The organism is Elusimicrobiota bacterium (assembly GCA_026388095.1).
Classification (GTDB): Bacteria; Elusimicrobiota; Elusimicrobia; order UBA1565; family UBA9628; genus UBA9628.
This window is the reverse complement of record JAPLKL010000064.1, coordinates 43,391-54,252: the sequence shown is the minus strand read 5'-3', so window position 1 is coordinate 54,252 and position 10,862 is coordinate 43,391. Positions and strand designations below refer to the sequence as shown.

8 protein-coding genes and 1 pseudogene are annotated in these 10,862 nt (G+C 70.1%); 8 read left to right on the top strand and 1 reads right to left on the bottom strand.

The features are described 5' to 3' along the window. The first annotated feature begins 290 nt into the window (after positions 1–290). From NTY77_15905 to NTY77_15870, 8 genes and pseudogenes are all read left to right on the top strand, one after another. On the top strand, positions 291–1,661 hold the full coding sequence (locus tag NTY77_15905) for an acyl-CoA/acyl-ACP dehydrogenase (protein MCX5796976.1): 1,371 nt from the start codon (positions 291–293) through the stop codon (positions 1,659–1,661). After that, positions 1,640–2,386: an electron transfer flavoprotein subunit beta gene (locus NTY77_15900; protein MCX5796975.1), complete on the top strand. Its 747-nt coding sequence runs from the start codon at positions 1,640–1,642 to the stop codon at positions 2,384–2,386. Before NTY77_15905 ends, NTY77_15900 begins: the two co-directional genes overlap by 22 nt. Next, complete coding sequence (locus tag NTY77_15895; GenBank protein ID MCX5796974.1) at positions 2,383–3,369, top strand: electron transfer flavoprotein subunit alpha/FixB family protein; 987 nt, start codon at positions 2,383–2,385, stop codon at positions 3,367–3,369. Before NTY77_15900 ends, NTY77_15895 begins: the two co-directional genes overlap by 4 nt. Further along, a pseudogene (locus NTY77_15890) lies at positions 3,369–4,763 on the top strand (FAD-dependent oxidoreductase). The gene NTY77_15895 and the pseudogene NTY77_15890 overlap by 1 nt, the downstream one beginning before the upstream one ends. Then, positions 4,760–5,047, top strand: a complete 288-nt coding sequence (locus tag NTY77_15885) for a ferredoxin family protein (protein MCX5796973.1) — start codon at positions 4,760–4,762, stop codon at positions 5,045–5,047. Before NTY77_15890 ends, NTY77_15885 begins: the two are co-directional and overlap by 4 nt. A gap of 78 nt (positions 5,048–5,125) precedes the next feature. After that, entirely contained in the window at positions 5,126–6,961 is a 1,836-nt protein-coding gene (locus tag NTY77_15880) for a hypothetical protein (GenBank protein MCX5796972.1), read from the top strand. 11 nt (positions 6,962–6,972) lie between these two features. Further along, on the top strand, positions 6,973–8,286 hold the full coding sequence (locus NTY77_15875; GenBank protein ID MCX5796971.1) for a hypothetical protein: 1,314 nt from the start codon (positions 6,973–6,975) through the stop codon (positions 8,284–8,286). A gap of 53 nt (positions 8,287–8,339) precedes the next feature. Then, positions 8,340–9,281 carry a radical SAM protein gene (locus tag NTY77_15870; protein ID MCX5796970.1) on the top strand — a complete coding sequence of 314 codons (942 nt, stop codon included), beginning with the start codon at positions 8,340–8,342 and terminating at the stop codon, positions 9,279–9,281. Between the two features lie 236 nt (positions 9,282–9,517). Here the strand turns inward: NTY77_15870 and NTY77_15865 are convergent, their stop codons facing one another. Further along, positions 9,518–10,798: a hypothetical protein gene (locus NTY77_15865; GenBank protein ID MCX5796969.1), complete on the bottom strand. Its 1,281-nt coding sequence runs from the start codon at positions 10,796–10,798 to the stop codon at positions 9,518–9,520. Between the last annotated feature and the right edge of the window lie 64 nt (positions 10,799–10,862).

Sequence of the window (10,862 nt, the reverse complement as noted above, 5' to 3'; positions counted from 1 at the left end):
GCCGTGCGGCAAAAGCGCACGGAAGCGGGGCGGCAGAACCCATTCGATAAGTCGCACGAAGGATGGCGCCTTCGGCGCGACTGGCGAGCCTTCGGCTCGCCAGTTCGGGGACGGACTGGTGCCCGCTACCGAAAGGACTGTGTCCGGACACAGTCCTTTCCGCTGGAGGGTTTATCAGCAGCCTGCTGGGCCGCCTCATGACATTTGTCAAGGCCGGTCTTGACCGGCGCCATTCCCCGTCCGAGGCCAGACCGGTACAATCTTCGTGCCCGTCCCCGGGAGGAGATAACATGGCTATCGATTTCACGCTCACCAAGGAACAGAAGGAACTGCAGAAGACGGTGCGCAATTTCGCCCAGAAGGTGCTCAAGCCCATCGTCCAAGAGGCCGATGCCTGCACCGACCCCTGGAAGGGATTCCTCATGACCAAGAAGGCCTATGAGAAGGCTTACGAGCTGGGGCTGGCCTTCTCCTTCGTCCCCAAGGAATACGGCGGCGCCGGAGCCAGCAACCTGGACAGCCAGATCGCCAGCGAGGAGATCTGCGCCGTGGACCCGGGCTTCGGCTGCACCTTGCTGGTCAACGGCCTGGGCCTCATGCCGCTCATCTGGTGGGGCAGCGAGAAGCAGAAGAAGAAGTGGCTGACCATGGCGACCTCGGACCCGCAGAAGGATTTCATCGTGGGCTGGGTGGTCAGCGAGCCGGAAGGCACGGCCGGCTTCGACCATCCGGGCGCGCACCCCTGCGGCATCCAGGTCACCGCGGACTACGACAAGGCCCGGGACGAGTACGTGCTCAACGGCCGCAAGATGTGGAACTCGAACGCCACGGGCTGGGACCAGAAGGGCGCGGACATCAACATCGTGGTGGCCAGGACCGACCGCTCCAAGGGCGGCAAGGAGGGGCTGTCCTGCTTCATCGTCCCCCGGGGGAGCAAGGGCTTCCGCGTGGAGAGCATCCTGGACAAGCTGGGGCACCGCCTCACCGTGCAGCCCCGCATCATCTTCGAGAACTGCCGCGTGCCGGCCGAGAACCTCATCGAGGGGACCAAGGGCAACGGGGACCTGGCCATCACCAAGGCCTTCACCTGGTCCGGCCCGGTGGCCGGCATCGCGGCCGTGGGCGTCATGCGCGCGGCCTTCGACACGGCCCTGGACTGGGCCCGCAGCTACACGGCGGGCGGCCGGCACCCCATCCTCCAGCACCAGAACGTGGGCTATCTCCTCGCCAACATGAAGATGCGCATCGAGGCGGCCCGCTACCTCTCCTGGCGCGCGGCCCACTATCTGGACCAGTACGACTGCGACGGCATGGAGGCCGGCGCCCTCTCCAAGATCTACTGCGGGGAGCTCTCCATCGAGGTCATCAGCGACGCCATGCGCCTGATGGGGATCAACAGCTACATCAAGGATTACCCGCTGGAGAAGCACATGCGCGACGCCCTGTGCTTCCCCATCTACGACGCCGGAAACATGGGCATGCAGCGCCGGCGCCTGCACGGGATCATGGCTCACGCGAGCTACCAGCCCATGGCCCTGGCGCAGAACCTGCGCCAGGAGTTCGTCAAGGCCATGCACGGGTTCGACAGCGACGCCGGCCATGACGTCGCCGGGGCGCCCCGCAAGGCCAAGGGCCGGGAATGCGCGCCTGTGTCCTCCTAAAGCAGGTCCCCGACACCTCGGTGCGGCTCCAGGTCTCCCCGGGAGGCCTGGAGCCCCGCGGCTCGGGCTACCTGCCGGTGGCCAACCCCTACGACGAGTTCGCTCTGGAGGCCGCCCTGCGCCTGCGCGAGGCGGCCGGAAAGGGGGAGGTGATCCTCCTGACCGCCAGCGACGAGCCCGCAGACGAGACCGTGTTCCACGGCCTGGCCATGGGCGCGGACCGGGCCGTCATCTGCGGCTTGCCGGCCGCCCCCGCTCTGGCCGCGCTGGTCCGGTCGCTGTCCGCGGACCTGGTCTGCTGCGGCGAGCGCGCGGTCGATGACGAGGCGGCGCAGGTCGGCGCCTTCGTGGCCGAGGCTCTGGGCTGGCCGCAGGTCTGCGGCGTGGAAACCGCGCAGTGGGAGCCCGGACGCCGCGGCCTGCGCCTGCGCTGCCGGCGCAGCGGCGGCACGCATGTAGTGACCTGCTCTTTGCCCTGCCTGGTCTCTTTCGTGCGCGGGCCGGAGCTGCCGCGCTATCCCTCCATGGCCGACATCTTCGCCGTCAAGTCCAAGCCCGTGGCCCGGGCCGCGGCGGCCGCGCCGGCCGGCGCGGCAAGGCCGCGGCGGCTGCGCCTTTGGCCGCCGAGCGAGGAGCGCGCGCGGAAGATGATACCGGCCGGGCCCGGCGCCGCCGAGTCCTTGCTCGGAGAGATCTTCAAGGCCGTGTCCTGGGACGAGGCATGAGCTCGGTCTGGGCGGTCCTGGAGTTGAGCGCAGGCCGGCCGAGCCCGGCCTCTCTGGAGGCGGTCGGGCAGGCCGCGGCCTTGGCCGGCCGCCTGGGCGCACAGGCCTGGGCCGTGGCTCTGGAGGAAGAAGCCGTCTCCGCCGCCGCTTTGCTCGGGCGCTGCGGCGCCAGCCGGCTTTTGGTCTGCTCAAGCGCCGGGCTGGCCCGCTCCGGGGCCTTCGCGTTCGCCGACGCGCTCGAGCCCGCGGCGCGCGAGGAAAAGCCCCTGGCCGTCCTGGCGGCCGCCACGCCCTGGGGCCAGGAGCGCGCCGCGCGCCTGGCCGCCCGGCTGGGCGCGGACATGGCCAGCTCCATAACGGGCTGGCAGCTGGCTGAATCCGGGATGCTGCGCGTCACGCGCTCGGTCTACGGCGGACGGCTGTGCGAGGAAGTGGAGCTCGGGCCGCGCCGGCCCTGGGTGCTGACCTTGCGGCCGCACCTCTTCCCCATCGCTGTCCGCGCCGGCGGCCGCCCCGCCGAGTGCGAGGTGCGCAAGCTCCAGCCCCTCGGCGCCCTGTGCTGCCGACTGGCGCAGGTCATCGAGGCCCGGAAAGGAGAGCCGCCCCTGGCCGAAGCCTCGGTCGTGGTGTCCGGAGGCCGCGGGCTGGGCGGCAGCCGGCCCTTCGCCATGCTGCGCGAGCTGGCCGAGGCTTTGGGCGGCACGGTCGGCGCGTCCCGGGCCGCGGTGGACGCGGGCTGGATGCCTCCCGAGCGCCAGGTGGGCCAGACCGGCACGGTGGTCTGCCCCAAGCTCTACCTCGCCTGCGGCATCTCCGGCGCCATGCAGCATCGCGCGGGGATACGGGACTCCCGCTTCATCGCGGCCATCAACACGGACCCGCAGGCCCCGATCTTCCGCTGCGCGGACGCGGGCATCGTGGGCGACCTCTTCGAGCTCGTGCCCCGCCTGACCGAGGCCGTGCGCCGCAGGGCCTCCCGATGAGCCTTGCCTTCGACGTGGTGGTGGTGGGCGCCGGCCTGGCCGGCTGCAGCGCGGCCCTGACCGCGGCCCGCCAGGGCCTCAAGGTGGCGGTCATCGACCGGGGCCGCCGGGCGGGGTCCAAGAACGTCATCGGAGGCATCCTCTATTCCCCGGTGCTGGAGCGCCTGCTGCCCGGCTTTTCCGCCCAAGCGCCGGTCGAGCGCCATGTCGTGTCCAAGACCTTGGGGTTCTTGACCGCGACGGCGCAGGCCTCCTTGGAGCTCCGCGCCGAGGAGTTCAACGCGCCGCCGGACTACAACCACAGCTACACGGTCCGGCGCACGGCCTTCGACCCGTGGCTGCTCGACCAGGCGAGGCAGGCCGGGGCCGAGGTCGTGCTGGCCACGACGGTGGAGGCCCTGCTCCACGAAGGCCGCGCCGTGACCGGGGTGCGCTGCGGACGCGAGGGGGGAGAGCTCTTCGGCCGGGTGGTCATCCTGGCCGAGGGGGCCAACGCCTTGCTCGCCGAAGAAGAAGGCCTGCGCCCCCGCACCACCCCGGACCAGGCCATGCTGGGGGTCAAGGAGATCCTGAGCCTCGACCGGGGCCTATTGGAGGACCGCTTCGCCCTCGAAGGGGGGGAGGGGAAGGCTTTCGAGTTCTTCGGCGACCCGGTCCAGGACGGCTTCGGCTCCGGCTTCATCTACACCAACAAGGACAGCCTCTCCGTGGGCCTGGCCATGAGCCTCTCGCACCTGTCGCGGTCTTCCCTGCGGCCGCACGAGCTGCTCGACCGGTTCAAGGCGCACCCCTCGGTGCGCCGCCTCATCCGCGGGGCGGTTCCGGTGGAGTATTGCGCGCACCTGCTGCCCACCAGCAGCGGCCGGGACATGCCCGAGCTGGTCCATGACGGCCTGCTCCTGGCCGGGGACGCCGCGCGCCTGGCCAACATGTCGCATTACAAGGAGCTCACCAACCTGGCCACGGCCTCCGGCCTGGCCGCGGGCGAGACGGCCGTCGAGGCGGTGCGCTCCGGGGACGCGAGCCGCGCGGGCCTGGCCGGCTACCCGGCCCGCCTGGCCGCGGGCTTCGTGCTCAAGGACGTCAGGAAATACGCGCGCCTGGCCGACCTCCTGGAGCGCTGTCCGGAGCTCATCAAGCGCTACCCGCGGCGCGTGGTCGAGTCCTTGGTCGAGCATTTCACCATCTCGGAGAAGCCCAAGGAGGAGGTGGAGCGGGACATCCTGCGCGCCTGGAACCGCGCCGCCAAGCCCGCGGAGCTGCGGCGCGACCTCCTCGACGTCCTGGAGGCCTGCGGCTTCCCTCTGGTGCCGCTCATGCGGGGGGTGCTCCAGCCTTCGCTGCGCGGCGGCTGGGACTGGCTGAAGGCGCTGCGGCTCAAGGGGAAAGGATGAAGGCCGAGCCCATAGACGAGAAGCTCTCCCGGGTGACCTTCGTCAAGGCCCCGGAGCCGCACATCAGCCTCGACGAGGCCGTGTGCGCGCGCTGCCCCGTCGGTTATGCCTGCCTGGCCTGCTGCCCGGCGGGGAACTTCAAGCGCGACGAGAAGTCCGGGCAGGTCAGCGTCTCGACCGAGAGCTGCATGGAGTGCGGGGCCTGCCGCGTCGTGTGCGCGCCGGGCGCCGTGCGCTGGGCTTGGCCCAAGGGCGGGTTCGGGGTGTGCTATCTCCAGGGTTAGGACTACGCTGCTTGCCTCGGAGAATATCTATTACCTAGAATAACGGACCTAGAATAGCGTCTGCACAGAGGTGAAACCATGACCGATACCAACACGACGCTGCGGCGGCACGGCGGGGAACGCAGCCGCACCTACTTCGCCGGCCTGCTCGGGCTCGACCGCGCGGACGACTACCAGGTCCGGGCGGTGGATCTGGGCGGGAAGGAATTCGAGGTCGCGGTGAAGCCCCGCGACGGGCAGGACCTCCGCCTGGCGATCGCGTCGAGGCAGCAGATGCGGCAAGCCTACCTCAGCTCGCTGCATCTGGCCCTGAGCTTCAAGGCCGGGGAATCGCCCATCCCTTCGCAATTCGAGAAGATCCTCCAGCAGAGCGTTCCCTCGCGTTTCGGCAAGCTCACCTTCCAGGTCCTCGAGCAGGTCATGGACAACGACCCGGACACCTGGAGCGACCCTTCTCCCAAGGCTCCGAAACCCGTGCTGCGCCCCGCCAAGAAGCCGGCGCAGGCCAAGCTCCAGCCCGTTGCCGGCCCCGATTTCAGCAACTTCCTAGCCCGAGAGGACATCCTGTGCCAGAAGATCATCTCTCTCTGGGGGTTCAACCCGGTCACCCTCATCCAGCTCGGCGACCGCGAATGCTTCGGGCTGCCCCACCTGGGCCTCTCCATGGTCATGGTCATCAACGCGCCCTGGGACAACCATCTGCGCGACCGGCGCCGCCCGGCCGACGCCCCCGCCCGGTACACCGAGCCGACCCCGGACAACCTCAAGTTCTACTTCTCCGACCTGCGCGAGCAGGACGTCATCGCCGGCTCGGACGCCAAGGAGCGGGCGGTCTGCGACTACGCGTTCCGCCAGAAGCCGGGAGTGGTCATCTTCTTCCATGCCTGCGTCAGCGTGGTGACCGGCTCCAACCTCCAGCGCGTGTATGAACACTACAAGAAGAAGCACAACATGCCCGTCCTCTACTTCCGGGGCGGGGACAACCAGAACCTGAAGGATTTCTTCCGCGAGCTCCTGGTCGACCTGCGCTTGAAGACCAAGCGCTCCGGCGCCGCCGGCTCGCGCCCCGTGAACCTGGTCGGCTACACCGGGATGATGACCGCCGACCTCCTCGCGAGCTTGAAGGCTCTGGGCATCGAGGTCAACGGGCTGCTGCTGCCCACCATCGACGTGGGGGCCATCACCCGCTTCGAGCAGGGGGGCCTCAGCGTCATGCTCCCGAACACCGATTTCCAGAGCTACTACGAGCAGCTCGTCCAGGATTCCCGCGTCCCGCTCGCCATCGCCCCCGACGCGCCTTACGGCTGGGAAGGGACGAAACGCTGGCTGGCGCTCCTGGCCGAGAAGACCGGCAAGACCGCGAGGCTGAAAGCGTCTTTGGCCGCGGTCATGGCCGGCCGGCAGGAGCGCTGGAGAGAGCTGGCGAAGCGGGCCGGGTCCTATACTTTGGGCATCGTGGTGCGCGACTCGGAGGCGGAGCAGTTCGTGGACTCCGCCTACACCTACGGCGTGCCGGTCCTCTCGGCTCTGCAGGAGATGGGCTTCGGCCTGGAGATCTTCATACACTCAGCCAACGAGCAGTCCGCGGCCAAGGCCCGGGCCGTGCTGGAGACCCGTCTCAAGAAGAGCGCCCGGGTCTCCTATTCACGCTTCAATTCGTTCGAGTCGATGATGAGATGCCTCTGCGCGAGCAAGTGCCGGGCCGTCTTCTCGAACTACTTCTTCGACTGGCGGGTCACGAGCGCCGGGAAGGCCATCTTCTCCCTGCAGCACTTCGAGGCCGGATTCGACGGCGCGATCCGGACCGTCGAGCGCCTCATCCAGGCGTGCGAGACCGGGTACTATCGCCGATACGGCCGGTTCCTGCAAAGGGACAAAAATGGCGAACCCCGCTGGATGGCCAAGGCCTTCTGAGGACAATGACCATGAAAACACTCCCGGACGCCGCAGCTCGGACCCCGATCAAGGAAGAGGATTACAGCAGCGTCATCACCCCGCCCTATCTGCTCGGGGCGTACCTGGCGATCAACGCCATCCCCGATGCCGTCATCCTGATGGACAGTCCGCCCTGCTTCCCGCTGAAGACTCCGGCCATCCAGGGCAACCACGATTGGTTCTCCACGCTGAGCACCGTGGCCGGGCAGCAGCGCTGCGTCACCACCGGCGCCCATCCCGACACCGTGGTCTTCTCCCGCCGCAAGGTGATGCTCTCCCAGATCGAGACCCTGGCCAAGTGGAAGGGTTCCGGGGGGATCTTCGTCACCGCCCGTCCCATGGCCGCCTGCGCCGGCGAGGATTACCCGCGCATCCTGCGCGAGGCTCGGGAGAGCACCGCCAAGAAGCTCTTCTTCATCCCGGCCAAATCCCTGAGGAGCAGCTGGCTGGGCGGCTACGAAGAGACGCTGCTGGCCCTGGCCCAGGGACTGGACCTGAAAGCGCCGGCCCCGGCCAAGGACAAGGTGGCCGTGGTCGGCTACCTCTTCGACCGTCATGAGGGCGATCATTCCGGGAACCTGGCCGAGCTGCGCCGGTACCTGGGCGCCCTGGGCTTGAAGCTCGAGACGGTCTGGCTGAGCGGGCAGAAGCTCGCGGACCTGTCCCGGGTCAAGAACGCCGGCTTGATCGTGTCTTTGCCCTATGGGCGCAAGGCGGCCCGCGTCCTGGCCGAAAGGCTCAAGGTGCCGCTGGTCGAGACCTGCCTGCCCTTCGGCTTCTCGGCGACCGAGCAGTTCCTCCGTGACGTGGGGAAGGCTTCGGGCCGGCAGGCCAAGGCCGAGCGCCTCATCGAAGCCGAGCTGTCCCGGACCGCCCCTTTGCTCGAGTGGGTGATCCCCTTCGTGTTCCAGGACGCGGCCATCGGGTTCGTGGGCGACCCCAATCACCTGGCCGGGCTCAAGGATATCGCGCGGATGCTCGGCGCGCGGCTCAGCTTCGCCTTCCTGACCGGATTGGCGTCGCAGTGGCCTCGGAGCGAAGCCGTCGAGGATCCCGTCCCCGAGTTCGACCCGAAGCAGAAGGCGGTGCTCAAGCGGCTGGCCCAGGAGCAGCACGAGGCGGGGTTGGACCTGCTCGTCGCCTGCAACATCGGCACCAGGCTGCCGCGCATGCCGGTCTGCGAGTTCGGCTACCCCTCGTACTTCACTCACGCCCTGGCGCCCTATCCGTTCCTCGGCTTCAACGGCTGCGTGGCCTTCGTCAACTCCATGGCCAACACGATCCGTCACGCCCAGCTCTTCTGAACCGACCTCTCCGGAAGGCTGGCGTCCGCAAGGCCCGCGCGTCCGCGCGGCGCGTGTCGCCTCCGTCCAAAGCGGAGTGGATAGCGACCCTGCGCTGCAACCTGCGCTGCGCGCACTGCCTCGCGGGGGCCGGGCGCAAGGCCGCGGGCGAGCTCGACACCCGCGAGTCGCTCAAGCTCCTGGGAGAACTCGCCGAGCTCGGCGTCCGGGACCTGTGCATCAGCGGCGGCGAGTTCACGCTCCGGCCGGACTGGGAGGAGCTCCTGGCCTGCGCGCTGGCGCGCTTCCCCCGCACGACCGTCATCACCAACGGCTTCCTGGGCCGCAGGCTCGTCGACGCGGCGGCCGCGCTGCGCGGGGGCGAACTCTCCATCACGGTGAGCCTCGACGGCGGGCGCCAGGCTCATGACGCACGCCGCGGGGCCGGGTCGTTCGACAAGGCCGTCGAGGTCCTGGGCGCGCGCACGCGGCGGCGCATGAGCGTGCTGACGGCGGTGGACCGGTCCAACCTCGGCGAGCTCGAGCGCATCGCGGAGATCAACCGCAGCCTCGGCGTGCAGGAGTGGTTCATCCAGCCCTGCCTGCCGCTCGGCCGGATGGCCCCCGAGGGCTTCGTGGGAGAGGCGGGGCTCAAGACCATCGCCGGCTTCGTGCGCCTGGCGCAGCAGCGCTTCGGCTTCAAGGTCGAGCTGGGCCCGAACTGCTGGTTCGGCTACTTCCACCCGATCCGGCAGGGCAGGCCGTGGCGCGGCTGTCCGGCGGGCGTCGACCAGCTCGTGGTCATGCCCGCGGGCGAGCTGCTGGCCTGCACGCTGGTCCCGGCCTGGACCTTCGGCAACGTCCGCTCGCGAGCCCTGCGCGACGCGCGGTACAGCCCGGAGCTGGACGCGGTCCGCCGGTCGCGTCCGTCGGGCTGCGCGTCGTGCTCGCGGTGCCCTAGAGGGTGCGAGGTCATGCAGAGGCTGTTCGGCAGACACTTCTGCGCTATCGCGTGAGCGTCCGGCGGTAGGGTGTCGGGAAACCCGAAGGATAGCCACAGCTGCATGGCGAGTCCGTAAGGACTATGTCCGGACACAGTCGATTCTGCGATTTGTAGCCGGCTGCAGTCCGTCCTTGAACTGGCCCGGACAGGCGCAGCCTGTCTGGGCCAGTCGCGCCGAAGGCGCCATCTTCCGCTCGACCTGACGACGCGCTTCTTCCGCCCCGCTTCCGTGCGTCGGTTGCGGGCGAGCTATCGCTCGCCCGCGCGCAAGACGGACTTCGAGAGCGCCCGGCCGGCCTTCCAGACCCGCGTCTTCCGTCGGGCCCCGCGCAGCCAAAGCGCTCTGAGGTAGGGCTCATGGCTGCGCACGCCCCGCGCCAGGTCCAGCGCGCGCAGCAGGTAGCGGCGCAGGCGTCCGCCTCGCCGATCTCGCGGCCGCGCGGGCCCGAGCCTGGCGCCGAGCAGGTCCCAGTCGCGGCGGCGCACCGCGCGCAGGTCCGCGGCCGCGCCCGGGGCGTCGCCGGCGTCGAGCCTGGCCAGGGCGCGCTCCAGCCGCCCCAGGAGGCAGTCGGGGGCGAAGGCGACGAACACGTCGAGGTCGCGCAGCGCCCGGGCGTGCCGGCCGAGGACCCGGTTGGCCGCCCCCCGCCAGATGTAGGCCTCAAAGTCCCTGGGATCGGCCGCGATAGCGGCGTCGAGGTCGCGCAGGGCTTGGCGGGGCTCGCCGAGCTTGAGCCGCGCGGCGCCGCGGCAGCGCAGGACGAAGGAGCGGCTGCCCCGGCGCCAAGCCTCGTCGAGCTTGGCCAGCGCCGCGCGGTAGCGGCCGAGCCAGAGCAGGGCCTCGGCGTGCGCGGTGAGGACGTCCCCGAGGTCCTCGGCGGCGGCGCCAGCCTCGGCGCGCCGGAACTGCCGCCAGCCGGAGGTGCGGTCCCTTTCGAGCAGATGGACCTGGGCCAGCCGGCAGCGCGCCCACCAGTGCTCCGGGAAGCGGCGCAGGATCCCGCGGCAGAGTCCGCGCGCCGCGGCGAAGTCCCCGGCTTCGAGCTTGAGCTGGACGAAGGCCTGCCGCATCCAGGCGTAGCGGCCGGGGTCAACGGCCGCGACGCGTCGGGACTCGGCCAGCGTGTCCGCAGGGCGCCCGAGGTTGAAGGAGAGCAGGGCGCGCAGGTACGCTGCCCACGGCCCGGTGCGCGCGCCGGGGGGCGCGCGGCGCAGCCGCGCCAGCTCGCGGGAGCAGAACGTCCGGTCGTTGACTGAGCCCCCCTTGAGCAGCCACCAGGGCCAGCGGAAGGCGTGGGAGGCCGCCGCGCCCCAGGGCCGGTCGAGGACGAACTCCCCGAGACGGAACGCCGCGGCGTAGCGGCGCGCGCAGACCAGCGCCGAGAAGAGCCGACGCCAGTCGAGCTGCGCGTCTTCGGGGGCGGCGCAGCGGCCCAGATGGGCCAGGACGGCCCGCTCCGCCGCCCCCTCGTAGCGGCCTTTCTCGACGATGGTGAGGAGGTCGCGCAGGCGGTCCTGGGCAGGGGTCATGTCATTGCCGACGGTGGCGGGGATAGTGTCCCAAATCCGGCCCAGGCCGGACAAGGGGCGCGCT